This window comes from Achromobacter pestifer (assembly GCF_013267355.1).
GTDB lineage: Bacteria > Pseudomonadota > Gammaproteobacteria > Burkholderiales > Burkholderiaceae_B > Achromobacter > Achromobacter pestifer_A.
Genome location: NZ_CP053985.1, coordinates 4,231,284 through 4,257,512, shown reverse-complemented (window position 1 = coordinate 4,257,512; position 26,229 = coordinate 4,231,284). Strand labels below are relative to the sequence as shown.

The 26,229-nt window shown below is 67.1% G+C and carries 23 protein-coding genes and 1 pseudogene; 10 read left to right on the top strand and 14 right to left on the bottom strand.

The window, feature by feature from the left end; genetic code table 11:
• The first annotated feature begins 56 nt into the window (after nucleotides 1–56).
• The gene (gene ubiD, locus FOC84_RS20360) at nucleotides 57–1,601 is read left to right on the top strand and encodes a 4-hydroxy-3-polyprenylbenzoate decarboxylase (RefSeq protein ID WP_173146020.1); all 1,545 of its coding nucleotides are present in this window, start codon (nucleotides 57–59) and stop codon (nucleotides 1,599–1,601) included.
• Between the two features lie 31 nt (nucleotides 1,602–1,632).
• Here the strand turns inward: ubiD and FOC84_RS20355 are convergent, their stop codons facing one another.
• The 10 genes and pseudogenes from FOC84_RS20355 to FOC84_RS20310 form a co-directional block, all read right to left on the bottom strand.
• Nucleotides 1,633–2,523: a CAAX protease gene (locus FOC84_RS20355; RefSeq protein ID WP_254241717.1), complete on the bottom strand. Its 891-nt coding sequence runs from the start codon at nucleotides 2,521–2,523 to the stop codon at nucleotides 1,633–1,635.
• Nucleotides 2,524–2,812: 289 nt separating this feature from the next.
• Nucleotides 2,813–3,181 (bottom strand): hypothetical protein, encoded by a 369-nt coding sequence (locus tag FOC84_RS20350; protein WP_173146018.1) that lies wholly within the window; start codon nucleotides 3,179–3,181, stop codon nucleotides 2,813–2,815.
• 3 nt (nucleotides 3,182–3,184) lie between these two features.
• On the bottom strand, nucleotides 3,185–3,601 hold the full coding sequence (locus FOC84_RS20345) for a phage holin family protein (RefSeq protein ID WP_043544378.1): 417 nt from the start codon (nucleotides 3,599–3,601) through the stop codon (nucleotides 3,185–3,187).
• A gap of 69 nt (nucleotides 3,602–3,670) precedes the next feature.
• A complete protein-coding gene (locus tag FOC84_RS20340) occupies nucleotides 3,671–3,988 on the bottom strand; it encodes a DUF883 family protein (protein ID WP_013395739.1) in 318 nt (105 codons plus the stop codon).
• A gap of 83 nt (nucleotides 3,989–4,071) precedes the next feature.
• The gene (locus tag FOC84_RS20335; RefSeq protein ID WP_373557794.1) at nucleotides 4,072–4,797 is read right to left on the bottom strand and encodes a hypothetical protein; all 726 of its coding nucleotides are present in this window, start codon (nucleotides 4,795–4,797) and stop codon (nucleotides 4,072–4,074) included.
• Between the two features lie 128 nt (nucleotides 4,798–4,925).
• Nucleotides 4,926–7,643 carry a nitrate reductase gene (locus FOC84_RS20330; RefSeq protein WP_254241716.1) on the bottom strand — a complete coding sequence of 906 codons (2,718 nt, stop codon included), beginning with the start codon at nucleotides 7,641–7,643 and terminating at the stop codon, nucleotides 4,926–4,928.
• 18 nt (nucleotides 7,644–7,661) lie between these two features.
• Nucleotides 7,662–8,879, bottom strand: a pseudogene (locus FOC84_RS20325) (NAD(P)/FAD-dependent oxidoreductase); the annotation flags it as partial.
• Between the two features lie 8 nt (nucleotides 8,880–8,887).
• Nucleotides 8,888–9,763 (bottom strand): ABC transporter ATP-binding protein, encoded by an 876-nt coding sequence (locus FOC84_RS20320; protein WP_173146015.1) that lies wholly within the window; start codon nucleotides 9,761–9,763, stop codon nucleotides 8,888–8,890.
• Nucleotides 9,764–9,767: 4 nt separating this feature from the next.
• On the bottom strand, nucleotides 9,768–10,598 hold the full coding sequence (gene ntrB, locus FOC84_RS20315; protein WP_173146014.1) for a nitrate ABC transporter permease: 831 nt from the start codon (nucleotides 10,596–10,598) through the stop codon (nucleotides 9,768–9,770).
• A gap of 25 nt (nucleotides 10,599–10,623) precedes the next feature.
• The gene (locus FOC84_RS20310) at nucleotides 10,624–11,925 is read right to left on the bottom strand and encodes a CmpA/NrtA family ABC transporter substrate-binding protein (protein ID WP_173146013.1); all 1,302 of its coding nucleotides are present in this window, start codon (nucleotides 11,923–11,925) and stop codon (nucleotides 10,624–10,626) included.
• 395 nt (nucleotides 11,926–12,320) lie between these two features.
• Here FOC84_RS20310 and FOC84_RS20305 point away from each other — a divergent pair, with 395 nt between their 5' ends.
• Both FOC84_RS20305 and cysG read left to right on the top strand, forming a co-directional pair.
• A complete protein-coding gene (locus FOC84_RS20305) occupies nucleotides 12,321–12,905 on the top strand; it encodes an ANTAR domain-containing response regulator (RefSeq protein WP_173146012.1) in 585 nt (194 codons plus the stop codon).
• A gap of 103 nt (nucleotides 12,906–13,008) precedes the next feature.
• Nucleotides 13,009–14,424, top strand: coding sequence for a siroheme synthase CysG (gene cysG, locus FOC84_RS20300; RefSeq protein ID WP_173146011.1), 1,416 nt, complete (start codon nucleotides 13,009–13,011; stop codon nucleotides 14,422–14,424).
• 88 nt (nucleotides 14,425–14,512) lie between these two features.
• On the opposite strand, the gene upp is transcribed toward cysG, so the two are convergent.
• The 3 genes from upp to FOC84_RS20285 all read right to left on the bottom strand — a co-directional run bounded on the left by upp (nucleotide 14,513) and on the right by FOC84_RS20285 (nucleotide 18,105).
• Nucleotides 14,513–15,151: a uracil phosphoribosyltransferase gene (gene upp / locus FOC84_RS20295; RefSeq protein WP_013395748.1), complete on the bottom strand. Its 639-nt coding sequence runs from the start codon at nucleotides 15,149–15,151 to the stop codon at nucleotides 14,513–14,515.
• A 185-nt stretch (nucleotides 15,152–15,336) separates the two neighbouring features.
• Nucleotides 15,337–16,785, bottom strand: a complete 1,449-nt coding sequence (gene dacB, locus FOC84_RS20290; RefSeq protein WP_173146010.1) for a D-alanyl-D-alanine carboxypeptidase/D-alanyl-D-alanine endopeptidase — start codon at nucleotides 16,783–16,785, stop codon at nucleotides 15,337–15,339.
• A 162-nt stretch (nucleotides 16,786–16,947) separates the two neighbouring features.
• Complete coding sequence (locus FOC84_RS20285) at nucleotides 16,948–18,105, bottom strand: ABC transporter substrate-binding protein (RefSeq protein WP_173146009.1); 1,158 nt, start codon at nucleotides 18,103–18,105, stop codon at nucleotides 16,948–16,950.
• Between the two features lie 235 nt (nucleotides 18,106–18,340).
• Here FOC84_RS20285 and FOC84_RS20280 point away from each other — a divergent pair, with 235 nt between their 5' ends.
• The 6 genes from FOC84_RS20280 to secF all read left to right on the top strand — a co-directional run bounded on the left by FOC84_RS20280 (nucleotide 18,341) and on the right by secF (nucleotide 24,990).
• Nucleotides 18,341–19,156, top strand: a complete 816-nt coding sequence (locus FOC84_RS20280) for an IclR family transcriptional regulator (RefSeq protein WP_173146008.1) — start codon at nucleotides 18,341–18,343, stop codon at nucleotides 19,154–19,156.
• Nucleotides 19,157–19,290: 134 nt separating this feature from the next.
• Nucleotides 19,291–20,349, top strand: coding sequence for a tRNA preQ1(34) S-adenosylmethionine ribosyltransferase-isomerase QueA (queA, locus tag FOC84_RS20275; RefSeq protein ID WP_173146007.1), 1,059 nt, complete (start codon nucleotides 19,291–19,293; stop codon nucleotides 20,347–20,349).
• Nucleotides 20,346–21,482 carry a tRNA guanosine(34) transglycosylase Tgt gene (tgt, locus tag FOC84_RS20270; RefSeq protein ID WP_173146006.1) on the top strand — a complete coding sequence of 379 codons (1,137 nt, stop codon included), beginning with the start codon at nucleotides 20,346–20,348 and terminating at the stop codon, nucleotides 21,480–21,482. Before queA ends, tgt begins: the two co-directional genes overlap by 4 nt.
• Before the next feature lie 186 nt (nucleotides 21,483–21,668).
• Complete coding sequence (gene yajC / locus FOC84_RS20265; RefSeq protein ID WP_173146005.1) at nucleotides 21,669–22,010, top strand: preprotein translocase subunit YajC; 342 nt, start codon at nucleotides 21,669–21,671, stop codon at nucleotides 22,008–22,010.
• 110 nt (nucleotides 22,011–22,120) lie between these two features.
• A complete protein-coding gene (gene secD / locus FOC84_RS20260; protein WP_173146004.1) occupies nucleotides 22,121–24,001 on the top strand; it encodes a protein translocase subunit SecD in 1,881 nt (626 codons plus the stop codon).
• A gap of 53 nt (nucleotides 24,002–24,054) precedes the next feature.
• A complete protein-coding gene (secF, locus tag FOC84_RS20255) occupies nucleotides 24,055–24,990 on the top strand; it encodes a protein translocase subunit SecF (protein ID WP_088142272.1) in 936 nt (311 codons plus the stop codon).
• Between the two features lie 44 nt (nucleotides 24,991–25,034).
• On the opposite strand, the gene FOC84_RS20250 is transcribed toward secF, so the two are convergent.
• On the bottom strand, nucleotides 25,035–25,433 hold the full coding sequence (locus FOC84_RS20250; RefSeq protein WP_173146003.1) for a hypothetical protein: 399 nt from the start codon (nucleotides 25,431–25,433) through the stop codon (nucleotides 25,035–25,037).
• A gap of 83 nt (nucleotides 25,434–25,516) precedes the next feature.
• On the opposite strand from FOC84_RS20250, the gene FOC84_RS20245 reads away from it, so the two are divergent.
• Nucleotides 25,517–26,194: a VOC family protein gene (locus FOC84_RS20245; RefSeq protein WP_173146002.1), complete on the top strand. Its 678-nt coding sequence runs from the start codon at nucleotides 25,517–25,519 to the stop codon at nucleotides 26,192–26,194.
• Nucleotides 26,195–26,229 lie beyond the last annotated feature (35 nt).

Genomic DNA, 26,229 nt, shown 5'->3' with positions numbered 1-26,229 from the left:
AGTCAATGTTAACCTCTCTGTCTACCCAATATGTAACCAAATAGCTGGGATCTGTAGTGAAATACCGCGACCTTAGAGACTTCATCGCCCAACTTGAACGCATGGGCGACCTCAGACGCATCGCCGCGCCGGTGTCCACCCGGCTGGAAATGACTGAAATATCCGACCGTGTCCTGCGCGCGGAAGGGCCCGCCCTGCTGTTCGAAAATGCGCGGCACAACGGTCAGCCGGCGCAAATGCCGGTGCTGACCAATCTCTTCGGCACCCCGGCCCGGGTGGCCCGCGGCATGGGCGCCGACGACGTCAGCGCGCTGCGCGACATCGGCGAGCTGCTCGCCTCGCTGCGCGAACCCGAAGCGCCCAAGGGCCTGCGCGACGCGCTGGCCAAGGTCTCGATGCTGAAGTCCGCGCTGTGGGACATGAGCCCCAAGAACGTCAAGAGCCCCGCCTGCCAGGAGATCGTCTGGGAAGGCAAGGACGTCGACCTGACCCGCCTGCCGATCCAGACCTGCTGGCCCGGCGACGTGGCGCCGCTCTTGACCTGGGGCCTGGTGATCACGCGCGGCCCCAATGCCCGCCGTCAGAATCTGGGCATCTACCGCCAGCAGCTGCTGGGACCGAACAAGCTGATCATGCGCTGGCTGTCGCACCGCGGCGGCGCGCTGGATTTCCGCGACCACGCCCTGGCGCACCCCGGCACCCCCTTCCCCATCGCCGTCGCCCTGGGCGCCGACCCGGCCACCACGCTGGGCGCGGTCACGCCGGTGCCCGACAGCCTGTCCGAATACCAGTTCGCCGGCCTCTTGCGCGGTTCCCGCACCGAGGTCGCGAAAGCGCTGGGCAGCGACCTGTCCGTGCCGGCCTGGGCCGAGATCGTGCTGGAAGGCCACCTGCTGCCGTCCTCCGACCCGCGCGCCCTCGCGCCCGTCGTGCCCGAGGGCGTCAACCCGCCGCCGAACACCGATTACGAAATGGCGCTGGAAGGCCCCTACGGCGACCACACCGGTTACTACAACGAGCAGGACTGGTTCCCCGTCTTCACGGTGGAGCGGATCACGATGCGGCGCAATCCCATCTACCACTCCACCTACACCGGCAAACCGCCCGACGAACCCGCCGTGCTGGGCGTGGCGCTCAACGAGGTCTTCGTGCCGCTGCTGCGCCGCCAGTTGCCCGAAATCGTGGACTTCTACCTGCCGCCGGAAGGCTGCAGCTACCGCCTGGCGGTGGTGTCGATTCGCAAGCAGTATGCCGGCCACGCCAAGCGCGTCATGTTCGGCCTGTGGAGCATCCTGCGCCAGTTCATGTACACCAAGTTCATCGTGGTGGTGGACGAGGACATCGATCCGCGCGACTGGAAGGAAGTGGTGTGGGCGATGACTACCCGCATGGATCCGGTACGCGACACCTTGCTGGTGGAGAACACCCCCATCGACTACCTGGACTTCGCCTCGCCAGTGTCCGGCCTGGGCGGCAAGATGGGCATGGACGCCACCAACAAGTGGCCCGGCGAAACCCACCGCGAATGGGGCACCCCCATCACCATGGACGCGGACGTCAAGAAGCGGGTGGATGAGATGTGGGGTCAGCTGGGCTTGTAATCCTGACCGTTCTCTCGCATCGAGACCGGCGCTATCGCGGCAGGATCAGGAAGCGCTGATCCTGCCCGTGATGTATCCGGGCGACCAAGGCGCTGTTCTCCTGGGCGCTGCGCGTAACCAACTCAGTCAACGTGTTCAACGAGTTGATCCGATGCGTCTGTGCCAGGTGCTGAAAACGTCTGATCTCCGACGCCGTGCAAGCCCGTCTTGCGTCTCGCAACAAGCCATTGGTTTGCAACAATCGCAAATTTTCGGGATGTATCAGCATCAGCAGGCTTTCCGCCTTGGCGGTCTTTTCCTGCAGGTGCTGCAAGGCGTCCGCTTCGGTCTGCACGCCATACCGCTTCCATGCCGGTTCATGATGAAACAGGCGATTGCGGAAGGCGCGCAGCGTGGCGACCAGATCCTGCACATGGGCCAGCATCCCACCCGCCTGGCGCATCGGCCACACCCCGCGAAACACGGCGGACAGATGCTTGGGCCAGATCAATCCGCGCCCCATCAACTCGGTATCCAGCAGGAATTCCCAGGTCGAGAATTCAGTCTTGGCGATGACACCATGATGCTGCGGCATCACATTGCCGCGCACCGCATGGCGGCGGCGCTGTTCGGAAGCATGGTTGCGGGTCGCCTTGGCGAAGTTGTTCCGCACCGCCTGCACCGGATGCGGCGCATCCGTGCCCGGCGCGTAGGAACGGTAGCGCAGCTTGCCGCCCGCCCACCAGAACCTCCCCAGATCCGCGACAAGCGCCCGGTCGATGGAGTTTCGCAAGCTGATTTCCACCGCGCCCATGAGCGGGTACAACGCACCGCAGGCGTGCGCATTCCATAGATAGGCCCCCATCAGTTCCACGTCGTTCGCGGGGTTGAATACGCTCTGGTAGCTGTTTATGCGCTCGTTACTGATGAGCGCGTCGATCAATAGCGGACGATACTGCAATGTGTGAGGCATCGTGCCGACCTGGGAGAAGGAACAGGCCATCGCCGTTGACGGCGGCGGGTTGACCTACATACAATCCCCTTAAGGTTGGTGATGGCTTCCAATGGGTGCAAGCCTACGACCCATCATGTAAGACCTGATTCCCACCCCGGCCTCGAGCCGGGGCTTTTGTTTTCTGGCTGGCCCGAATCCGAAGACGAAACGTAGCGCTCCGCCGGGCATAAAAAAACCCGCCTAAATGGCGGGTTTCTAATTGGGCAAAGCCGCAGCGTCAGCGTTGACCACCTGATGGATCATCATCACGGCGCGAGTTCTGCCAGGCCTTGAACAATTGCCAGCCGACAAACGCGCCGCCGGCGATCTTCAAGAGCTTGGAGCGCTTGCCGCCGCGCATGATCATGGCGGACAGCGATGAGCTGACGATGGGATAGCGCCGCGCCAGGCTGATTGCCTGCAAGGCCCAGCGCGATGCGCCGCCCGAGACCAGGCCGGGCAACAGCCCCTTGAGGAGCGCGGCCGGTTCCAGCTTGCGTCCGGTCGACGCGATGCTTTGCGCCAGCGATTCGCGTTCGATGGCGGCGCGGGCGCGCAGCAGTTCGATGCGCACGGCGCGATCGACGGTGGGAGACCTTTTTGTCATGCTTCAGCCCTCCTCGCGCCGGCGCGCCTGCGCCTCGTCGTCGTCCTGCGCGTCGCGCACCCGCTCCAGCAGTTCGGCGTCACGCCCGAGTTCTTCAAGCGTGGCGGCGAACGGCGGCGCGCCGTAGACCAGCCCGTGGCGCACCGCCACCAGCAAGGCCACGCCGACCAGTCCATAGAAGCCCGCCAACAGGCCCAGGGCCAGATAGCGGTCTTCAGTAGGCCAGAACGCCACCGCAACCGTGACGGTGAAGACCAGCACCGCCAACGTCAGGAACAGCAGCGCAGCAAACGCCATGCCCAAGAGCTTGAGCAGGCGCGCTTTTTCGTCCGCCGCTTCCAGCGCCAGCAATTCCAGGCGCGTGCGCAACAGCCCGACCACGCTGGAGGCAACGCCGAAAACAGATTTTCGTAGACCCATGGCTGAAAAGGACGCCGGGCGGGAAGCACGGCCTCGCGCCCGCGCCGCCCGCCCGGATGTCCTGCCCTATCAGCGGCGGCTGATCAGCAAGCCGAGCAGCAGGCCGGTCACGCCTGCGATGCCGATGGCTTGCCAGGGATTGTCGTGCACGTAGTCGTCGGTCGCGCGGGCAGCCTTGCGGCCGCGTTCCAGCACGGCGTCCTGCGCTTCGTACAGCGCTTCACGCGTGCGCTTGAGCGACGTCAGCGCGCGGTCGCGCAATTCGTTGGCCTTGTCGCCCGTGCTGCTGGCGGCTTCGCGCAGCAGGCTCTCGGCGTCATTCAGGCTGGACTTGACACTGTCGATCAGTTTTTCTTTTGCGACTTCTTCGGATTTTCTCGTGGCCATTATTTGAGCTCCTGTTGTGTGTCAATGACGGAACCATCATACCAGCCGCCATGCGGGAGACACGGCGCGCTTGCTACGGGGTGCTACTTGATTTGCGTAATCTCAACGGCGGATTTGACGCCGCCCTGATCGATGTCCTGCTTCATCACCAGATTGATCGCCGGACAGTACCAGTCCGTCACCGTGGTGTTCATGCCCGGGATGGGAATGGTCAGGCCCTGGAACGTGGCCATGGTGGGATCGGAATTGCGGGTGTATGTGATCGGGTGGCAGGACTGCGCCCCCAGCGCGGTGGTCACCGAGGTCTTCTGCCCCACGGTTTTCTCGCCGATGCGCACCGTGGTGCTGGGCTGGCCGCCGACAGGCGCCTCCTTGCCGATCTTCAGGCGGAACGACGAGCCGGGCAGCTTCTGGCCGGCGCTGAGTTTGCCGTCATACGCGAACAGGCCCAGCATGCGCAGGTCGAATTGGCCTTCGGAAGGCTTGGGCGCTTCGCCCGCGCTGGCATAGCGCAGGAAGGTGGCCTGGCCGCCCTTGACCGTCATCAGGTAATCCAGCTTGGACTTGCCTGGAGGCAGGCCCGCGTAGCTGAACGTGGCCACGCCCTGCACGCGCGCGCGGCAGTTGTCGCCATTGCTTTTTGTAACCTCGGCGAAAGTCAGGTCGGCGCCCAGCGCCAGGTTCCCGGTACCGGTCAGTTGCACCGCGCCGCCGTCATGCATGAATTGCGCGTCGCACACGCCGGCCTGCGCCGCAGCGGCCGCACCCAGCGCGCCCGCCGTAAAAATCAGGGATGCCATTTTTCGCATCGTCACAAGCCACTCCATGAATCTGGATAAGAACCGCCCGCGCCTGGCGCAAGGCTGGCTTGATACTACACCGGTTGCGAGGGCCGGCGCGTGTCGGAACGTGTCGGCCGCGGCCACGCCTGCAGCGGCTACGCGGGAACGGCGGCGCGCGCGGCGCGGCCGATCAGGGCCTGGATCTCCGGCACGCAGGAACCGCAACCCGTGCCGCAGCCCAGCGTCGATTTCAGGGCCGCCAGATCGCAGCCCCGGACTATGCCGGCCAGGATCGCAGCCTCGCTCACGCCATTGCAGACGCAGACCGTGCGCGAGCGGACCGCGCCCGCGATCTGTCCCGTCAGCAGCGCCGCCACGCTGACCGGCGCCTCGCCGCCGCCGGCCCAGGACAACAGCGCATCCTGCGCCCGCGGATCGCCGGCCAGGAGAAAGCCGTGCAGCACGCCCTGCTCCAGCCGCACCCTGCGCATCTGGCCGCGCGCGGGGTCGTCGAAGGCCACGTCGGGGCCGAGCAGGCCCAGCGCATCCGCCATCGCTTCCAGCATCTCCGCCGGCGGCGCGGCGGGGGCCGCCAGACGCATCCGCACCCCGCCCGCGCCCACCGGCAGGACGACCGCGTAGTCAAAGCGACGCAACCACGGCGCCAGGCGCGCGCGCAGCGCCGCGCCGTCGCCCTGCAGCCAGCCCGCGGCCTGCCATGGCAGGCCAGCCGGTTCGGCGGACACGGCGCTGTGCTTGAGTTCCGGCTGGCGAGAAATGGGATCGGCGGCCGGGTTGGTCAGCGCGTTCACCCCCAGCCCCGCCATGTAGGCGCTGCCCCAATGCATGGGCAGGAACGCCTGTCCCTCTGCCAGCGAGCCGTCCGCCTGCACGGGTAGCACCACACTACCCCGGCGCGATGCCAGCCTCGCCAGCGCGCCGGGTTCCAGCTTGAGCCGGCGCATGTCCTCGGGATGCATGGACACCCAGGGTTCCTCGACATGCTGCGTCAGCACGCGGGCCAGCGAAGTGCGCGCCATGGTGTGCCAATGGTCGCGCAGGCGGCCGGTGGTGAGCCGCAGCGGGTACTCCGGCGTAACGGCCTCCGCGACCGGACGGTAATCCACGTCGCAGAAGCGGGCGCGCCCACTGGCGGTGGGAAACATGCCATCGGCATACAGGCGCGCCGTGCCCTGCCCTTGCCGGTACGGCCATTGCTGCGGTCCGTGCGCGTGCAGCGTCGCGTAATCCAGGCCGCTGTAGTCCAGGTCCCGGCCCGCCGTCGTGCGGGCGTGCTCGGCAAAGACCTCGCTTTCATCCCGGTAGGCGAACAGCGCCGCCTTGTGCGGGGCCATGCGGGCGGCCAGGCGCAGCGCGACCGCCTGCGCCAGACGCCAGTCCGGCTGCGCGTCGCCGGGCGGATCGATTGCCGCGCGCACCCGGCTGATGCGGCGTTCCGAATTGGTCACGGTGCCGGATTTCTCGGGCCAGGTCGCGGCCGGCAGCACCAGGTCGGCGTAGGCCAACGTTTCGGTGCCCGCGTACGCCTCCTGCACGATGACGAACTCGGCGCGCTCCAGCGCCGCCCGCACCCGGGCCTGATCCGGCAAGGACTGCGCCGGGTTGGTGGCCGCGATCCACAGCACCTTGATGCACCCTTCCCGCGCCGCGTCGAACATCTCCAGCGCGGTGAGGCCCGGCGCCTGCGGCAAGGCGTCCACGCCCCACAGCGCGGCGGTTTCCTTGCGATCCATTTCCGACGCGGGATCGCGGTGGCCCGGCAGCAGCGTGGCCATGCCGCCGGCCTCCCGCCCGCCCATGGCATTGGGCTGGCCCGTCAGCGAGAACGGCCCGGCGCCCGGCTTGCCGATCTGTCCGGTCGCCAGATGCAGGTGTATCAGCGCGGTGTTCTTGTCGGTGCCGCTGGCCGACTGGTTCAAGCCCATGGTGTAGAGCGACAACGCCGCGCCCGCCTTGCCGAACCAGCGCGCCGCCTGGACGATGGCGGCTGCCGGCACGCCGCAGATTTCCTCTGCGGCGCGCGGCGTGTACTGCCGCGCGCGCGCCAGCAAGGTCTCGAAGCCCTCGGTATGGCGCTGGATGTAGCCGCGATCCAGCAGGCCCTCCTGCTCCATGACGTTGAGCATGGCGTGGAACAGGACCACGTCGGTGCCCGGCGCCAGCGGCAGGTGCAGATCGGCGAACGCCGCGGTGTCGGTGCGCCGCGGATCCGCGACGATCACCTTCATGCCCGGACGCCGCGCCCGCGCGGCCTCCAGCCGCCGGAACAGCACGGGATGCGCATACGCCATGTTGGAGCCGGCGATCAACACCGTGTCCGCCAGGTCCAGGTCCTCGTAGCAGGCCGGCGGCGCATCCGCGCCCAGCGTGCGCTTGTAGCCCGAGACCGCGCTGGACATGCACAGGCGCGAATTGGTGTCGATGTTGTTGGTGCCGGCCAGCGCGCGGGCCAGCTTGTTGAAGACCGCGTAGTCCTCGGTCAGCAACTGTCCCGACAGGTAGAAACCCACGGCGTCCGGGCCATGCCGCGCAATGGTGTCGGCCAGCCTGGCCGACGCGATGTCCAGCGCCTGGTCCAGCGCGATGGCGCGCAGCGGCTGGGCGCGCGTCTCGCGCCATTGCGCCGACAGCACGCGCGCGCCGTCGCGCCGCACCGTGTCCGCAAGCGCCAGGCCCTTGCTGCAGAGCCTGCCATCGTTGGCCGGGTGCTGCTCGTCGCCGCGCACGCGCAGCACGGCGCCATCGCGCGTTGCCACCCGCACGCCGCAGCCGGTGCCGCAATAGCAGCACACCGAGGCCACTTCGCGCACGCCTTGCGTCGCCGCGTCCACGATATCGATCCGCCTAGCCATGGGCGCGTCCATTTCTCAATCCCCCCCCGTCGCTTCGCCGTGCATGAGCCGCTCGCGCAAAGCGCCGATGCGCCGGCCTTCGCGGATCAGCCGCACATACCAGGCGCTGTCCGCCGTGTCGCCATACAGGCAGGCGCCCACCAGTTTGTCGTCGCGGATCACCAGCTTCTTGTAGACGCCGCCCGGCGTATCGGCCAGCGTGATCGACTCGGTCTGCTGGCCTCCGGCGAAATCGCCGGCGGAAAACAGGTCGATGCCAGTGACTTTGAGCCGGGTCGAGGTCACACTGCCTTCGTAGCGGCCGATGCCATGCAGCGCCAGGTGGTTGGCCGCCACCTTCGCCTGTTCGTACAAGGGCGCGACCAGCCCATAGGCGGTGCCGCGATGGCTCACGCACTCGCCCACCGCGTAGATGCGCGGGTCATAGGTCTGCAAGGTGTCGCTGACCACCACGCCGCGGTTCACATGCAGGCCGCAACGCTCGGCCAGTTCGGTGTTGGGCCTGACGCCCACCGCCATCACCACCAGGTCCGCCGGAATCTCTACACCGTCCGCGAAGCGCAGCGCGCGCACCCGCCCGTCGGCCCCGCCCAGGATCTCGCGGGTCTGGCGCCCCAGCAGGAACTTCAGGCCGCGCGCCTCCAGGCCGCGGCGCAGCATGGCTGCGGCGCCGCCGTCCAGCTGCCTGTCCAGCAGCGATTCCCCCAGATGCACCACCGACACATCCATGCCGCGCGCGGCCAGGCCGTTGGCGGCCTCCAGGCCCAGCAGGCCGCCGCCTATGACCACCGCGTGCCGGTAGCGCGCCGACGCCTCTATCATGCGGTTCACGTCGCCGATATCGCGAAAGGCAACCACCCCGTCCAGAGCGCTGCCCGGCACCGGCAGGATGAACGGATTGGAGCCGGTGGCCAGCAGCAGCCGGTCATAAGGCGTCTCGGAACCATCGTCCGCCAGCACGGTGCGCCGGGCGCGGTTCACGCCCACGACCTTGTGGTTGAGCAGCAGGCGGATGCCGTGGCGGGCGTACCAGTCCTCGTCATTGAGCATGATGTCCCGCAAGCTCTGCTCGCCCGTCAGCACCGGCGACAGCAGGATGCGGTTGTAGTTGGGGTACGGCTCGGCGCCGAACACCGTGATCTCGTACAGATCGGGCGCCAGCTTCAGCAGTTCCTCCAGCGTGCGTATGCCCGCCATGCCATTGCCGACCACCACCAGCCTCTGCTTCGCATCCATGGCTGCCTCTAGGCGGCTGCGCGCGACGCACCGGCCTCGGCCAGCGGCTGCGGCTCCGCATCCAGCACGGCGTTTGCCTGGATTGCCGCTTGCGAGCGTTCGGGGTTGCCATGGCGGCGATGCAGGAAGTCCACCACTGCCGCGCGGCACGCCAGATAGGTGGCGTCATTGGCCAGGCGCACGCGGTCGCGCGGACGCGACAGGGGCACGGCCAGGATCTCGCCTATGGTCGCGGCCGGGCCGTTGGTCAACATCACGATGCGGTCGGACAGCAGCACTGCCTCGTCGACGTCGTGCGTGACCATGACGGTGGTGGTGCGCGTCTTGGCGACGATCTTCAGCAGCTCGTCCTGCAGGTGGGCGCGGGTCAGCGCATCCAGCGCGCCGAAGGGTTCGTCCATCAGCAGCACGCCTGGCTCGATCGCCAGCGCCCGCGCAATGCCCACGCGCTGCTTCATGCCGCCGGAGATCTCGCGCGGCAGCTTGTGTTGCGCCGGCAAGAGACCCACCAGGTCCAGCGCGGCGCGCGTGCGCTCGGCCAGCTGCGCCCGTTTCTCGGTAGCGCCGAACACTCGCTCCACCGCCAGGTACACGTTCTGGAAGCAGCTCAGCCAGGGCAGCAGCGAGTGGTTCTGGAATACGACGGCGCGGTCGGGGCCGGGGCCTGTGATCTCGCGCTCGGCGCACAGCAGCACGCCGCTGGTGGGACGGGTCAGGCCCGCGATGAGATTGAGCAAGGTCGACTTGCCGCAGCCGGAATGGCCGATCAGCGTGATGAACTCGCCTTGCTCCACGGTAAGGTCGATATCGCGCAGCGCCACGAATGCGCCCTTGCGGGTGTTGAACGTCTGGCCCACGCGCTCGATGCGTACATGCTTCTTCATGGCGCTATTCCTCGGTGTAGGTGTAGCGGCGGGCCAGGGCAACCAATAGGGATTCCAGCAGCAGCCCGACGATGCCGATTACGAAAATGGCGATGACGATGTGCTCCACTTTCAGGTTGTTCCATTCGTCCCAGAGCCAGAAACCGATGCCCGTGCCGCCGGTCAACATTTCCGCCGCCACGATCACCAGCCATGCGGTGCCGATGGACAGGCGCACGCCGGTCAGCATGTAGGGCAACACGGCGGGCAGCAGCACCTGGGTGGTCACCTTCCATTCAGACAGGTTCAGCACCCGCGCCACGTTCAGGTAGTCCTGCGGCACGCGCGCCACGCCAACCGCGGTGTTGATGATCATCGGCCAGATCGAACAGATGAAGATGGCCCAGATGGCGGCGGGGTTGGCCGCCTTGAACAGCAGCAGCCCCAGCGGCAGCCAGGCCAGCGGCGACACCGGCCGCAGCAGGCTGACGATGGGCGAGAACATCGCGCGCACCGCCGCATAGCGGCCGATGGCAAAGCCTGCGGGTATGCCGATCAGCGCGGCCAGGCCGAAACCGATAGCCACGCGTTCCAGCGACGCCAGCAGATTCCAGCCTATGCCCTTGTCATTGGGGCCGTTGTCGTAGAACGGGTCCGAAAATAGTTCGACGGCGGCGCGCCAGGTGACGCCCGGCGTGGGAATTTCCGGTATCCGCAGCGCCACCACCTGCCATACCAGCACAAACAGCGCGAAGCCCGCCACGGGCCCCACCACGGCCCGCAGCGCGGACTCCAGGCGTTCGCGCCAGAGGGCGATGAATTCATCGCCGCGGCTCATACTCGTTACGCTAGACATCGCATGCCCCTTTTCGTATCGGCGCTCAGGCCTTGACCTTGAATCCGTCGGCGTAGGCGGCAGGGTTGCTGCCATCCCAGACCACGCCGTCGATGAGTTTCGAAGTGCGCATCTCGCTGGCCGGCAGCGCCACGCCGGCAGCCTGCGCGGCCTGCTTGTAGAGGTCGATCCGGTTGATCTGTTTTGCCATCGCCAGATAATCGGGATGCTCCTTCAGTAGTCCCCAGCGCTTGTGCTGCGTCAGGAACCACATGCCGTCGCTCAGGTACGGGAAATTCGCGGCGCCATCGGCGTAAAAGCGCATGGCATGCTCGTCCGTCCAGCTTTTTCCCAGCCCATCGTCGTAGCGGCCCAGCATGCGGTCGATGATGCCGCTGGCGTCCGTGTTGACGTAGGACTTGGCCGCGATGGTCTCGGCGGTCTTCTGGCGATTGGCGGGCGAGGCGTCGATCCACTTGCCGGCTTCGAGTATGGCGGCCGTGACCGCGCGCGCCGTGTTCGGATGACGCGACACGAAGTCCGCGCTCGTGCCCAGCACCTTCTCGGGATGATCCGTCCAGATGCCTTGCGAGGTGACGGCGGTGTAGCCGATCTTGTCCAGGATGGCGCGCGCTCCCCAGGGCTCGCCCACGCAATAGCCGTCCATATTGCCCACGCGCATGTTGGCCACCATCTGCGGCGGCGGCACGGTGATGACCTTGGCGTCCTTCATGGGATGGATGCCGTAGGACGCCAGCCAGTAATACAGCCACATCGCATGCGTGCCGGTGGGGAAGGTCTGGGCAAAGGTGTACTCGCGCTTGTCGGACGCCATCAGCCTGGCCAGCGATTCGCCATCGCGCACGCCCGCCGCCAGCAGCTTGTTCGAGAGCGTGATGGCCTGGCCGTTCTGGTTCAGGCTCATCAGCACGGCCATGTCCTTCTTCGGTCCGCCTATGCCCAGGTGCACGCCGTAGACCATGCCGTAAAGCACGTGCGCCATGTCCAGCTCGCCGTTCATGAGCTTGTCGCGCACGGCGGCCCAGGACGCTTCCTTGGAAGGCGTGATCGTCACGCCGTGCTTCTTGTCCAGGCCCAGTACCGAGGCCATCACGACCGAAGCGCAATCGGTCAGCGGAATGAAGCCGATCTTGACCTCGGTCTTCTCGGGCGCGTCGGTGCCGGCGGCCCAGGCGCCGGCCCGCACCAGCGGATCGACCAGCGACAGCAGGCTGGCGCCGGCCACCGCGCGCGCCGTGCCGCAGAGCCATTTGCGGCGTCCGGCGTTGGCGCTGAGGTCGCCGCTTGCGGCGGCGTCGGCGGAGGGGCTACGGGTCGATGGCGTCATGCATGGCTCCTGGCAAAAAAAAACGTCCCGCGCGCCCTGGACTCCCATCCGGTGGCGCTGCGGAACGTCGTTGTCCCTTGCCGCAGGTCGCGGCGCGTTGCGTCGGGCAACCTTCGTTGGCCGCCCGATTCCACTGAAGCAAACGCCGTGCCAGCAAGAAAAAAGCATGGCCTGAAGGGCCGCCAGGCCGCGCCTGCGCTGGCGCTGCCCCGCCAACCGGCGCGCGGTCCGGAATGCTGGAAAACAGGGCGCGAACCAACTTGGTGCGCAGCCGGTTGCGGCAGTGCACCATCCGCGTGCGGTCTGCGCTCCGCGGCTGTGCGCGCCTGGCGGCCCGCGCCGCGCAACGCGATGGCATGGAACTTGCGTGGCTGGAAGCATCAGAGGGGAATCTCATGCTCAAGGTCATGCTGCTCAACGATGGCGAAGGACGCGCGGCGTCGCTGCGGCAGACGCTGGCCGCCGCGGGCGTGCACGTCGTGGCGGAAATGGCGCCGGGCATGGACCTGGCCGCCGCCATCGCGCAGGCCGCGCCCGACGTGGTGTTGATAGACAGCGACGCGCCCGGCCGCGACACGCTGGAAAACGTCTGCGTGGCCAGCGAGCACAGCGATCGCCCGGTGGTGATGTTCACCGACAACGGCAATCGCGAAACCATACGCAGCGCCTTGCGCGCCGGGGTCGCGGCCTACGTCGTGGGCGACGTGCCCGCCGGGCGCATCGAGCCGCTGCTGACGGTGGCGATCGAGCGCTTCGCCATGGAGAAGTCGCGGCGCGAGGAATTGCGCGAAGCGCAATTGCGCCTGGCCGACCGCCAATGGGTGGAAAAGGCCAAGGGCATCCTGATGAAGGCGCGGTCGATTTCCGAGGACGAGGCCCACGGCCTGTTGCGCCAGCGCGCCATGCAAAGCCAGAAACGGCTGGGCGAGGTCGCCCGCGAAGTCGTGGAGATGAGCGCCTGGCTGGGCAAATCCACTTAATAAGCTTTAGTTATATGAAACAAAGAAATCAAAAGTTGTGGGGATGAAGCCCCCTTCCTATGATCCAACGACACTGTGCCGGGTACGCCCGAGGCTGGCATTCATGAAGCTTTTCCCGATTTTTGCCGATCTGAAAGACAGGCTGGTCCTGGTGGTAGGCGGCGGCGCCGTCGCCGAGCGCAAGACGCTGTCGCTGCTGGAAGCCTCGGCCGACGTGCTGCTGGGCGCGCCTGAACTGACGCCCGCCCTGGCCGCGCTGGCCGCCGAAGGACGCATCCGCCATCTGGCCGGCCGTTTCGATCCCGCCTGGCTCGACGAGGTCTGGCTGGTGGTCGCCGCCACCGATGACCGCGACACCAACGCTGCCGTATCCGAAGCAGCCCACGCCCGCCGCATTTTCAGCAATGTGGTGGACGATCCTGAGCTGTCGTCCTTCCAGGTGCCATCCATCGTCGACCGCTCGCCCGTGATCGTCGCGATTTCCTCGTCCGGCGTGGCGCCGGTGCTGGCGCGGCGTATCCGGGAACGCATCGAATCGCTGTTCGACCACACCCTGGGCCAGTTGGCCGGACTGGCCGCCAGCTACCGCAAGCGGATCCGCGCCAGCCATCCCGACCTGGGCGCGCGCCGCCGCTTCTATGACTGGCTGCTGGACGGCCCGGTGGCCGGCTTCCTGCGCCAGCAGCAGCCGGCCCAGGCCGAGGCTGCGCTGGCGGCGGCTTTGGCCGCGCCGCGGGCGCCCGACGCCGGCAGCGTGGTGCTGGTGGGCGCAGGACCGGGCGACCCTGGCCTCTTGACGCTGAAGGCGCTGCGCGCGCTGAACGAGGCCGACGTAATTCTGCACGACCGCCTGGTCAGCGGCGAGGTCATGTCGCTGGCTCGCCGCGACGCCGAGCGCACATCGGTCGGCAAGCTGCCCGGCGAGGACCACAACGCCACCCAGGCCCGCATCCACAGGCTGATGGTCGAGCATGCGCACGCCGGCCGCCGCGTGGTGCGGCTCAAGGGCGGCGACGCCTTCATCTTCGGCCGGGGCGGCGAAGAGCTGGAGTACCTGCGCGCGCACGGCGTGCGCTATGAAGTGGTGCCCGGCATCACTGCCGCGCTGGCCTGTGCGGCCTACGCCGGCATTCCGCTGACGCATCGTGAACACGCCCAGTCCGTCCGCCTGGTCACCGCCCATTGCCGCGAAGACGAAGACAATCTGGACTGGCCCGCGCTGGCCCGTGAAAAACAGACCTTGGCCTTCTATATGGGGGTAGGTCAGCTGGATCTGCTGACCGGCCGCCTGCTGGCCCACGGCCGTTCGCCGGACACGCCCTTCGCGTTGATCGAAAACGGCAGCCGGCCCGAACAGCGCGTGCTCTCGGGCACGCTGGAACAGCTGCCGGCCCTGGCCGCCGAGCACGCCATCCGCTCGCCCGCGCTCTTGATCGTGGGTGAGGTGGCGGGATTGGCTTCGCAATTGCAGTGGTTCGGCCAGCACCTGGACGGACGCCTGGAGCGTCTGGCGGCCTGAGGGGCCGTGGGCAGTAAGGCGTCGCCGGGCCCAATGCAAAACGCCAGCCTGCAGGCTGGCGTTTTTGCTCGTGGCCGTACTCCGGCCGCTATTCCGTCTTCTGCGTGGTGCCGAAAATGCGGTCGCCGGCGTCGCCCAGGCCAGGCATGATGTAGCCGTGTTCATTCAGGCCGTCATCGATGGACGCGGTGTAGATGTGCACGTCGGGGTGCTTGGCCAGCACGGCATCGATGCCGACGGGCGCGGCGACCAGCACCAGGGCGCGGATTTCCTTGCAGCCCGCGCGCTTGAGCAGGTCGATTGCGGCGACCATGGAGCCGCCGGTCGCCAGCATCGGATCGACGATCAGCGCCAGGCGCTGGTCCAGTTCGCCCACCAGGCGCTCCAGATAGGTATGCGCTTCCAGCGTTTCTTCGTTGCGGGCCACCCCCACCACGCTGACCTTGGCGCCCGGAATCAGGCTGAGCACGCCGTCCAGCATGCCGATGCCGGCGCGCAGGATGGGCACCACGGTGACTTTCTTGCCGGCGATCTTCTCGACCTGCACCGAGCCGCACCAGCCCTCGACGGTGGCGGGCGCCAGCGGCAGGTCCTTGGACGCTTCGTAAGTGAGCAGCGCGCCCACTTCCTGCGACAGCTCACGGAAGCTCTTGGTGCTGAGGTCGGCGCGGCGCATGATCCCGAGCTTGTGGCGGATCAGCGGATGGCGGATTTCGTGCACGGGCATGTGCGTAACTCTCCAGAATATTGATAGACAGGGTATTCGCCTCAGGCGGAACCATGACGGCGCGGCGCGCTTGGCGTCGCCCGTCGTCGAGCCACATCCGAGGATCGTAATCGGTTTGGAAGGGAATTGTTATTGACCGCCGGCAGGATCAGCCAAAGATTCTTGCCGGCGCGAAGCATGCATGTTTATTGTTCGGCCAGCCAGGCGATCAGGGCGTCATCGAAGGCGCGCACGGCGCCCGCCTGTTCGTGGTTGACGATGCTGACCACCACATAGCGCTTGCCGCTGGCGCCCAGCACGTAACCCGCGATGGAACGCACGTCGCGCAACGACCCGGTCTTCAGGTGGGCCATGCCCAGGGTGCCATCGCCCTTGAGGCGGCGGCGCACCGTGCCGTCCACCCCCGCGATCGCAAAAGAAGAAATGTACTCGGGCATGACCGGCGAATTCCAGGCCACGGTCAGCATCGACGCCAGGCTGTCGGCCGACACCCGGGCGTCGCGCGACAGGCCGGCGCCGTTGTCGATGACCAGCTCGGGCATGTCCAGGCCCTGCTTGGCCAACAGCCCCTTGGCCACGGCCTCGCTGCTGGCGACGGTGGAGGGCCGGCGGCCGCGTTCGGCGCCCAGGGTCAACAGCAAGGTGCGCGCCATGACGTTGTTGCTGCGCTTGTTGATCTGGCGGATCGCCTCGGCCAGCGTGGGCGAATCATGCGAGGCCAGCACCACCGCGTCGGGCGGCACCATGCCGGAACGGACCTGGCCCTTGAAGGTACCGCCCAGTTCCTTCCACAGCATGCGGAACACTTCGGTGGCGTACTCGGGCTGCGACAGCGCCAGGCGGTACAGGCTGAATTCGCCGCAGGAGCCGGCGACCTTGCCATTCACGCGGATGGTGACGCCCTGCTGGGTGATCAACGGTTCGGTCGTCACCACCGGGGGACCCGGGCAGCGGGCGTCGCTCCATTCGACGCGGCCCTCGATCTTCAGGCCCGGCAGCGGCGGGTCGATCAGCGGCACCCACTTGTTGGCGGCGGGATCGGGCGTGAACAGCAGCCGCATTGCGCCAAAACCCACCATCAGGGCGTCCGGACTGGCGTTGTAGGCCCGGTCCGGGGCGCCGTCGAAGGCGCCCGGGTCGGTCGCGACCTGGCCGAAGATGCTGCGGTCGATGACCAGATCATTGATCTGCTTGACGCCGCGCAGGCGCAGTTCGCGCAGCAGCGCCCACAGGTCTTGCAGCAGGAATTGCGGATCGCCGCCAGCCCGCAGGTACAGCGGGCCACTGAGCACGCCCTTGGCGTCGGGCCGCGCGCCCGGCGCCGTCATGAACTCGGTGCGCCAGACGTAGTTGGGCCCCAGCTCGGACAGCGCGGCCCAGGTCGTGACCAGCTTCATCACCGAGGCGGGATTGCGCGACTCCTTGGCGTTCAGCGCCACCAGGCGCGGCCCGCCCACTTCCTGCACCACCAGGGACAAGGAACTGTCGGGCAGCTTGCTGGCTTTCCAGGCGTTCACCACGTTGGGCGGCAGGCCGGGCACCTGCGCCCAGGCCACGCCCGCCACCGCGGCCAGCAGCCCGCCAGCCAGCCACCGCTTCAGCCCGCCCATACGCATATTCGCTCGTCCCGTCATGCCACGCCCACCCGGTTGCTCGTCCAGCAAAACCGAGAGCATACAAAACCTGGGACGCTTGCGGCGCGGGGGGCCCTCCCCCGTCTGCCCCAAACAAGCAAAAAAGGCCCTTTGAGGACGCAGCAGATACATATTGCATGCGCGACGTCGGGGCCTTTCTCCTTATTTCTGCAGCCTCCACTTGCCGGAAGCCACGGTCGCCATCACCAGCGCCCGCTCATCCAGCCCGTTGTGGTCGGTGGGGCTCATGTTGACCACCCCGGTCGCGGTGGGCAGGTTCTTGACGTTCTCCAGCGCGTCGCGCAGCGCCGCCCGGAATTCGGGCGTGCCGGGCTTGGCCGTCTTCAGCGCCACCGGGATGGCCTGCTGCAGCAAGAGGCCGACGTCCCAGGTGTAGGCGGCGAACAGGGACACGCTGCCCGCGCCGTTGGCCGCCTCGTACTTCTTGGCGAAGGCCTGGGCGGTGGACTTGACCGGGTTGGTATCCGGCAGCAGGTCGGCCACCATCACCGGCCCCACCGGCACCCAGGCGCCCTCGCAGGCATCGCCACAGACCCGCAGGAAGTCGTTGTTGGCCACGCCGTGGTTGAAATAGATCTTGCCCTTGTAGCCGCGCTCGCGCAGCGCCCGGGCCGGCATCGCGGCGGGCGTGCCGGAGGCGCCGACCACCACGGCGTCGGGCGCCGCGCCGATCACCTTCAGGCTCTGAGCCACGGCGGACGTGTCCGTGGGCGCGAAGGCTTCCTTGCCCACCACCTCGATGCCGTGCTTTTTAGCCGCCTTCTCGATTTCCACCCAGAAGGTCTCGCCCAGCGCGTTGTTGAAACCGATGAAGGCCAGCTTCTTGACGCCATTGGCCGCCGCATGGCGCGCAATGCCCTCGGCCATCAGCGAATCGGAGTGCGGCGTCTTGAACACCCAGCGGCGCTTGTCGTCGACCGGCTCGATCAGCCGCGCCGAAGAGGCCAGCGTGATCACCGGCGTGGCGCCGCTGGCCACCGTGTCCAGCATGGCCATGGTGTTGGGGGTGGTGCTGGACCCGACGATCAGGTCCACTTTGTTCTCCGAGATCAGCTTATGCGAGTTGCTGACCGCGCGGGTGGTGTCGGAAGCGTCGTCCAGCACCACGTACTCGACCTTGACGCCGCCGATCTCGGTGGGCAGCAAGCTGATGGTGTTGCGTTCGGGGATGCCCAGCGAGGCCTGGGGCCCGGTGGTGGACAGGGTGGCGCCGATTTTCACTTGGGCCAGCGCGGGCGCGGCGGCCGCTGCCAGCAGGGCGGCCAGCGCAGCGGCCATGAGGGTACGACGAGGGGTCATGCGGAGTCTCCTTGGATACGCGGATGTCTTATGCTTGGCGCCGATCCGCTACGGCGTGGAACTCTGTTTATACGGCGGGGAGCCCGGCGGGCGGGCACCTCGGGGGCCCGCTGCGGGTTTGTCCGCACGGGCTCGCAGCGCGGTGCGGCTGCGTCGTTGCTGGTCTCCACGTTGCCAGTGACTGGCAAGCGCTGTATTTTTTAGTGATACACGTATTCTAATAAGAGACAACCTCATGTCAACAGATAGCAGCACGGGGATCCAATCCGCCGAAATCGCCCTGGACGTGCTGACCCGGCTGGCCGAACTGGGCGGCGCCCTGTCCGTGTCCGAGCTGGGCCGCAGCCTGGACATGCCGCGCGCCAAGGTGCACCGCTATCTGGTGTCGCTGGAACGGCGCGGCTATGTGGAACAGGACGCGGCCAGCGCCCGCTACCGCCTCGGCCCGCAAGCGCTGCACACCGGGCTGGCGGCGCTGGCTGAAGTGGATTTCGTGAAACTGGCGGCCGGCGGCCTGGACGGCCTGAGCGCCGCCATCGGCCAGACCGTGTTCATCTCGGTCTGGGGCCAGCACGGTCCCACCATCGTGCAATGGCGCGACGCGCGGCTGCCGGTGACCGTCAACGTGCGGGTAGGCTCGGTGCTGCCGCTGCTCAACAGCGCCACCGGCCGCGTCTTCGCCGCCTGGCTGCCCGAATCCCTGGCCCTGCCCAGGGCGCTGTCCGAATGGGAAGCGCTGCGCGCCCATGACCCCGCTGCCGCCCTGGTGCTGGATGCGGACGAACCGCCCGCCGATCCCGCCGCCGCCCTGCGCCGGCAATGGCAGGCGACCCGCCAGCGTGGCTACGCCAGCGTCAGCGGCCACCTGCTGCACGGCATAAATTCGGCCGCGGTGCCGGTGCGGGATGCACAGGGCCATCTGGCCGGCGCCATCACCAGCCTGGGGCTGCTCGGGGGGTTCGACCTGTTGCCCGACGGCGAACCGGTGCGGGCGCTGACTGCGGCCGCGGCGGATTGCTCGCGCCGTCTGGGCTGGAACCCGGCGCGCTGAATGCAGCCGGGACGGCCATCCGTCCCCGGGCCGGCCGCCCCGATCTTGCGGCCGCTTTACAATACAGGGTTGCCCCGGGCCCGCCTGGCCCGTTTTCGCCCTCTTTTTGCCGCCCTTGCCGGACGGATAGCCGCGTGACCCAGCCCCTCACCGTTGCCGATTTCAATTACGAACTGCCGCCCGAGCTCATCGCCCAGGCGCCCGCCGCCGAACGCACGGGCAGCCGCCTGCTGCACCTGGACGGCGCCGGCCAGCTCCATGACCGGCAATTCGCCGACCTGGCCACGCTGTTGCGGCCGCAAGACCTGCTGGTCTTCAACGACACCCGCGTCATCAAGGCGCGCCTGAACGGCCACAAGATCACCGGTGGCAAGATCGAGGTGCTGGTCGAACGCATCACCGAGCCAGACCGGGTCCTGGCCCACGTGCGCGCCAGCAAGTCGCCCGGCCCGGGCATGGTGCTGCGCCTGGCCGACGCCTTTGACGCCACCGTGCTGGGCCGCGAAGGCGAACTCTTCGACATCCGCTTCCCCGGCCCGGTGCTGGACCTGCTGGATGCCCACGGCGCGACGCCGCTGCCGCCCTACATCACGCACGAAGCCGACACTGGCGACGACGAGCGCTACCAGACGGTCTACGCCCGCGAACCCGGCGCCGTGGCCGCGCCCACCGCCGGCCTGCACTTCGACCAGGCCACGCTGGACCGCCTGGCCGCGATGGGCGTCGAACGCGCCTTTGTCACGCTGCACGTGGGCGCGGGCACCTTCCAGCCGGTGCGCGTGGACAATCTGGCCGACCACGTCATGCACGCCGAATGGTTCACCGTGCCGCAAGCCACGGTCGACGCGATCGCCGCCGCCCGCAACCGCGGCGGCCGCGTCATCGCCATCGGCACCACCAGCGTGCGCGCCCTGGAATCCGCCGCCGCCCAGACCGAAGGGCGCACCGCCCCCGGCCTGCCGCTGGCCGCCGCCCAGGGCGACACCCGCCTCTTCATCACCCCTGGTTACCGGTACCGCGTCATCGACGCCCTGGTCACCAACTTCCACCTGCCCCAGTCGACCCTGCTGATGCTGGTGTCGGCGCTGGCCGGCGTAGAACCGATACGCCGCGCCTACGCCCACGCCGTCGCCGAGCGCTACCGCTTCTTCAGCTATGGCGACGCCATGTTTATCGAGTCCCCTGCCCCATGACCGGACTGAATTTCGAACTGCTCGCCACCGACGGCGGCGCCCGCCGCGGCCGCATCACGCTGAACCACGGCGTGGTCGAGACGCCCATCTTCATGCCTGTGGGCACCTATGGCAGCGTCAAGGCCATGCTGCCGCACGAACTGAAGGAGATCGGCTCGCAGATCGTGCTGGGCAACACCTTCCACCTGTGGCTGCGCCCGGGCACCGAAATCATGGAAAAGCATGGCGGCCTGCATGGCTTCATGCAGTGGGACAAGCCCATCCTGACCGACTCAGGCGGCTTCCAGGTGTTCAGCCTGCAAGGCATGCGCAAGATCACCGAGGAAGGCGTGAAGTTCGCCTCCCCGATCGACGGCGCGCGGCTGTTCCTGACGCCGGAAGAATCCATGCGCATCCAGCGCTCGCTGAATTCCGACATCGTCATGGTGTTCGACGAGTGCACGCCCTATGAGATCGACGGCCGCCCCGCCACCGTCGAAGAGGCCGCCCGCTCCATGCGCATGTCGCTGCGCTGGGCGCGCCGCTCGCGCGAAGAGTTCGACCGCCTGCAAAACCCCAATGCCCTGTTCGGCATCGTCCAGGGCGGCATGTACGAAGCCCTGCGCGACGAATCCCTGGCCGGGCTGCAGGAGATCGGCTTCCATGGCTACGCCATCGGCGGCCTGTCGGTCGGCGAGCCCAAGGAAGACATGATGCGCATCCTGGCGCACGTCACGCCCAAGCTGCCGGCCCAGGCGCCACGCTACCTGATGGGCGTGGGCACGCCGGAAGACCTGGTCGAAGGCGTGAGCCGGGGCGTCGACATGTTCGACTGCGTCATGCCCACCCGCAACGCCCGCAACGGCTGGCTGTTCACCCGGTTTGGCGACGTCAAGATCCGCAACGCCAAGCACCGCGACGACACCCGCCCGCTGGATCCGAGCTGCGGCTGCCATACCTGCGCGAATTTCTCCCGCGCCTACCTGCATCACCTGCAACGCGCCAACGAAATCACCGGCGCGCGCCTGAACACCCTGCACAACCTGCATTTCTATCTGACCATCATGAAGGAAATGCGCGAAGCCATCGCCGAAGGCCGCTTCGACGCCTGGCGCGCGCAATTCGCGGCGGACCGGGCGCGGGGGGTGGATTAGAATTTCAAAAATCGGCAACCCATGCACAACAGCCCCTGCCGGACAGTCCGCCCGCGCTGCGGGCGTACCGTGGGGCCGCAGAACCTATATACAATAGTCGGCTTGCCCTATCCATGGCTCGCGCGGGGATGGGCGCATAAAAACACAGACATAAACACCCAAACAGACTAACCGCAGGAGAATTCAATGTCCGTTATCGATACCGCCAGCCTCGTCGTGGCCCAGGCCGCCCCTGAGGGCAACGCGCTGATGGGCATGCTGCCCATCATCCTGATGTTCGTGATCCTCTACTTCCTGATGATCCGTCCCCAGATGAAGCGCCAGAAGGAACACCGTAATCTGATCGCCGCCCTGGCCAAGGGCGACGAAGTGGTCACCTCCGGCGGCATGCTGGGCAAGGTCACCAAGGTCAACGACAGCTACGTTACCGTCGAAGTCTCCGAACTGGCCGACAAGCCCGTCGAAGTGATCATGCAGAAGTCCTCGGTCTCGACCGTGCTGCCCAAGGGAACCATCAAGGCCCTGTAAGCGTCCCACAGGAGCCCCATCGGGCTCTTGTTGCTTGATGGCCCTGCCGCCGCCCGCCGCGCTCGCCGCCCGGGCGGCCCTTTCATCACTTTTACATGAAGTAGCCGGCAATGAACCGCTATCCCCTTTGGAAGTACATTACGGTCCTGGTCGCGGTCATCATCGGCCTGCTGTACACGCTTCCCAATTTCTACGGCGAGTCCCCGGCCGTCCAGGTTTCCAGCGCCAAGGCCACGATCAAGGTCGATCCCGCCATGCTGAACCGGGTCGATCAGATCCTGACCGATGCCAAGATCCCCAATGAAGGGGTCTATTACGAACAGAACGGCACGCTCGGCACCGTGCGCGCCCGCTTCACGTCGACCGACCTGCAACTGCAGGCGCGCGACCTGATCGACAAATCCCTCAACACCGTCGCCGGCGACCCTCACTACACGGTCGCGCTGAACCTGCTGCCCGCCTCGCCCCCCTGGATGCGCTCGCTGGGCTGGTTCGCGCCCAAACCCATGTACCTGGGCCTGGACCTGCGCGGCGGCGTGCACTTCCTGCTGCAAGTGGACATGCAGGGCGCCCTGACCGCCCGCTATGACTCGCTGGCCGCCGACGTGCGCTCGGTGCTGCGCGACCAGAAGGTCAACGTGGCCGGCGTCGAACGCTCGGGCATGGCCGTTGCCGCCACCTTCGCCGACACCGACGACCGCGACCGCGCCATTTCCACCCTGCGCAGCCGCCTGCCCGACCTGGAGTTCACCGAGCGCATGGAAAACGGCAAGCCGTTGCTGATGGCTGCGCTGAACCCGGCCGCCGTCACCCGCGTGCAGGATTCCGCGCTCAAGCAGAACATCAACACGCTGCACAACCGGATCAACGAACTGGGCGTGGCCGAACCGGTCATCCAGCAGCAAGGCGCCGACCGCATCGTGGTCCAGTTGCCCGGCGTGCAGGACGTGGCCAAGGCCAAGGAACTGCTGGGCCGCACCGCCACGCTGGAAATCCGCATGGTCGACGACTCCCCCACCGCGCAAGCCGCGCTGCTGGGCGGCAGCGTGCCCTTCGGCCTCGAACGCTACAACGACCGCGACGGCCGTCCCATCCTGGTGCGCCGCCAGGTCATCCTGACCGGCGAAAACCTGCAGGACGCCCAGCCCGGCCGCGACTCGCAGACCCAGCAGGCCGCCGTCCATCTGACGCTGGACTCCAAGGGCGCCCGCATCTTCCGCGACGTCACCCGCGACAACATCGGCAAGCGCATGGCCATCCTGCTGTTTGAAAACGGCAAGGGCGAAGTGGTCACGGCCCCGGTCATCCGCGGCGAAATCGGCGGCGGCCAGGTGCAGATCTCGGGCAGCATGAGCTCCGAGGAAGCCGCCGACACCGCGCTGCTGCTGCGCGCTGGCGCCCTGGCTGCGCCCATGTCCATCATCGAAGAACGCACCATCGGCCCGAGCCTGGGCGCGGACAACATCGCCAAGGGCTTCTACTCGACGCTGTACGGCTTCCTGGCCATCGCCGTCTTCATCATCCTGTACTACCACCTGTTCGGCGTGTTCTCCACCATCGGCCTGACCATGAACGTGCTGCTGCTGCTGGCGCTGCTGTCCATGCTGCAGGCCACGCTGACCCTGCCGGGCATCGCGGCCATTGCGCTGACACTGGGCATGGCCATCGACTCGAACGTGCTGATCAACGAGCGGATACGAGAAGAATTACGCGCCGGCGCCACGCCGCAGCAGGCCATCCATCACGGCTTCGAACGCGCCTGGGGCACCATTCTCGACTCGAACCTGACCACGCTGATCGTGGGCCTGGCGCTGCTGGCCTTCGGCTCGGGTCCGATCCGGGGCTTCGCCGTGGTGCACGTGCTGGGCATCCTGACCTCGATGTTCACGTCGGTGGTGGGCGTGCGCGCGCTGGCCAACCTCTGGTATGGCCGCAAGAAGAAGCTCACGACCATCTCCATCGGTGAAGTCTGGAAACCGAAGACCAACTGAACATGAGCGCGGGCGGCCCGGCCGCCCGCCACAGATAAAGCCGAAGGCGAAAAATGGAATTTTTCCGTATTCACCGCACCATCCCGTTCATGCGCCACGCGCTGGTGCTGAACATCATCAGTCTCGTCACTTTCCTGGCGGCTGTTTTCTTCATCCTCACGCGCGGCTTCCACCTGTCGATCGAATTCACCGGCGGCACGGTCATGGAAGTCAACTACGCCCAGACGGCGCAGCTTGAAAACGTGCGCGGCGTGGTCTCCAAGCTGGGCTACACCGACTTCCAGGTGCAGAACTTCGGCACCTCGCACGACGTCATGATCCGCCTGCCGCTGCAGGAAGGCCAAACCTCGGCCACCCAGAGCGAAACCGTCATGGCCGCGCTGAAGACCGCCGATTCCGGCGTCGAGCTGCGCCGCGTCGAATTCGTCGGCCCGCAGGTGGGCCAGGAACTGCTGCACAACGGCCTGATGGCCCTGCTGGTCGTGGTCATCGGCATCATGGTCTACCTGGGCTTCCGCTTCGAATGGAAGTTCGCCGTGGCCGGCGTGATCGCCAACCTGCACGACGTGGTGATCATCCTGGGCTTCTTCGCCTTCTTCCAGTGGGAATTCTCGCTGTCGGTGCTGGCGGGCGTACTGGCGGTGCTGGGCTACTCCGTGAACGAATCCGTGGTCATCATGGACCGGATCCGCGAGAACTTCCGCAAGTACCGCAAGGCGGACGTGCACGAAGTCATCAACAGCGCCATCACGCAGACCATCTCGCGGACCATCATCACCCACGGTTCCACCCAAATGATGGTGCTGGCCATGCTGTTCTTCGGCGGCCCCACCCTGCACTACTTCGCCATGGCCCTGACCATCGGCATCTGGTTCGGCATCTACTCGTCGGTGTTCGTGGCCGCGGCCCTGGCCATGTGGCTGGGCGTCAAGCGCGAAGACCTGGTCAAGCCGGTCAAGAAGGAAGGCGAGGAAGGCGAAGCCGCCTGATCGTATCCACGCTGACAAGACCCGCCGCATTGCGGCGGGTTTTTTTATTCCGCGGCGCCTGCCGGCTTCCGCCTGCCCAGGAACCTCAGCCCCGCCCGCAAGCCGAACCCGCAGGGTATGACGGCGAACTGGAGCAAGCCCGCGTAGATCCAGGCCCAGCCCCAGCGGAAACGCCACGGAATGAATTCCGGCACCCCGTTGTCATCGAAGTACGGGTCATGACTGATAAGCGCCAGGCCGATCAGGTATGAAAACAGTACGCACCCCATGACGAAAAGCCAAAGCCGGGTTCCGTTGGCCTTCAGACCGAAACGCAGCCAACACACCGCGCTGGCCGCCAGCGCAACCAGCAGACTGACTGCGAACAGCGCTGCGAAAAGATAGAAAACCATATAGTCGATGTCCGCTGCCAGGGCCTGTTGGGCCGATGCGCCGGCGCGCACGGCCGGGCGCGAGCACTGTACCGCAGGCCGCCGTCACAGTGTACGGATACGGATCGTCGCGGATTCGCTACCATAGCCGCACCATGAAACTCGTCATCGATCACCTCGTCATCGCCGCCGCAGACCTGGACAGCGGCACCGAATATGTCGCCGGCCTGCTGGGCATCGCGCCCTCGGGCGGCGGCGCGCATCCCCGCATGGGCACCCACAACCGGGTACTGGGCATGGCCCACGGCATCTACCTGGAAGTCATCGCCATCGATCCGCAGGCTCCCGCGCCCTCGCGGCCGCGCTGGTTCGGACTGGATCAGGGCGCGGTCCGCGCCCGGCTCGCGCAAGGCCCCTACCTCGCGCATTGGGCCGCGCGGGTCGAAGCGCCGCTGGACCTGACCCGCATGCAGGCCGAGCATCCCATGCGCATTCCTCCCGCCATTCCCATGGAACGCGGGCAATTGCGCTGGCGGCTGACGGTGCCGGACGACGGCAGCCTGCCCGCCTGGCGCGAGGCCGGCCATGCCGCCGGCGACGGCCTGCTGCCCACGCTGATCCAGTGGGACGTGGCGGATTTTCCCGGCGTCAGCCTGCCGCGCCAGGACCTCGTCCTCAAGCAATTGTCCGGCAGCCATCCCCAGGCGGGGCTGCTGCGCCAGGGCTTGGCCTGGCTGGGCGCCGACCATCTGATCCAGGTCGACCAGGCCGATGGTCCGCCGCGCCTGAGCGCACAGATAGAAACGGCCGATGGCGTGAAGATCCTGGCCTGAGTCCGCCCCTCATCAAAATACCCAGAACATCCGGA

Excerpts from the sequence above, each read along its gene's own strand:
- secF (WP_088142272.1), top strand. The coding sequence starts at position 24,055 with ATGGAATTTTTCCGTATTCACCGCACCATCCCGTTCATGCGCCACGCG.
- yajC (WP_173146005.1), top strand. The coding sequence starts at position 21,669 with ATGTCCGTTATCGATACCGCCAGCCTCGTCGTGGCCCAGGCCGCCCCT.
- dacB (WP_173146010.1), bottom strand. The coding sequence starts at position 16,785 with ATGACGGGACGAGCGAATATGCGTATGGGCGGGCTGAAGCGGTGGCTG.
- FOC84_RS20280 (WP_173146008.1), top strand. The coding sequence starts at position 18,341 with ATGTCAACAGATAGCAGCACGGGGATCCAATCCGCCGAAATCGCCCTG.
- secD (WP_173146004.1), top strand. The coding sequence starts at position 22,121 with ATGAACCGCTATCCCCTTTGGAAGTACATTACGGTCCTGGTCGCGGTC.
- ntrB (WP_173146014.1), bottom strand. The coding sequence starts at position 10,598 with ATGTCTAGCGTAACGAGTATGAGCCGCGGCGATGAATTCATCGCCCTC.
- FOC84_RS20345 (WP_043544378.1), bottom strand. The coding sequence starts at position 3,601 with ATGGGTCTACGAAAATCTGTTTTCGGCGTTGCCTCCAGCGTGGTCGGG.
- FOC84_RS20330 (WP_254241716.1), bottom strand. The coding sequence starts at position 7,643 with ATGGCTAGGCGGATCGATATCGTGGACGCGGCGACGCAAGGCGTGCGC.
- FOC84_RS20310 (WP_173146013.1), bottom strand. The coding sequence starts at position 11,925 with ATGACGCCATCGACCCGTAGCCCCTCCGCCGACGCCGCCGCAAGCGGC.
- FOC84_RS20245 (WP_173146002.1), top strand. The coding sequence starts at position 25,517 with ATGAAACTCGTCATCGATCACCTCGTCATCGCCGCCGCAGACCTGGAC.
- upp (WP_013395748.1), bottom strand. The coding sequence starts at position 15,151 with ATGCCCGTGCACGAAATCCGCCATCCGCTGATCCGCCACAAGCTCGGG.
- FOC84_RS20335 (WP_373557794.1), bottom strand. The coding sequence starts at position 4,797 with ATGCGAAAAATGGCATCCCTGATTTTTACGGCGGGCGCGCTGGGTGCG.
- FOC84_RS20285 (WP_173146009.1), bottom strand. The coding sequence starts at position 18,105 with ATGACCCCTCGTCGTACCCTCATGGCCGCTGCGCTGGCCGCCCTGCTG.
- FOC84_RS20340 (WP_013395739.1), bottom strand. The coding sequence starts at position 3,988 with ATGGCCACGAGAAAATCCGAAGAAGTCGCAAAAGAAAAACTGATCGAC.
- tgt (WP_173146006.1), top strand. The coding sequence starts at position 20,346 with ATGACCGGACTGAATTTCGAACTGCTCGCCACCGACGGCGGCGCCCGC.
- cysG (WP_173146011.1), top strand. The coding sequence starts at position 13,009 with ATGAAGCTTTTCCCGATTTTTGCCGATCTGAAAGACAGGCTGGTCCTG.
- FOC84_RS20350 (WP_173146018.1), bottom strand. The coding sequence starts at position 3,181 with ATGACAAAAAGGTCTCCCACCGTCGATCGCGCCGTGCGCATCGAACTG.
- FOC84_RS20305 (WP_173146012.1), top strand. The coding sequence starts at position 12,321 with ATGCTCAAGGTCATGCTGCTCAACGATGGCGAAGGACGCGCGGCGTCG.
- FOC84_RS20320 (WP_173146015.1), bottom strand. The coding sequence starts at position 9,763 with ATGAAGAAGCATGTACGCATCGAGCGCGTGGGCCAGACGTTCAACACC.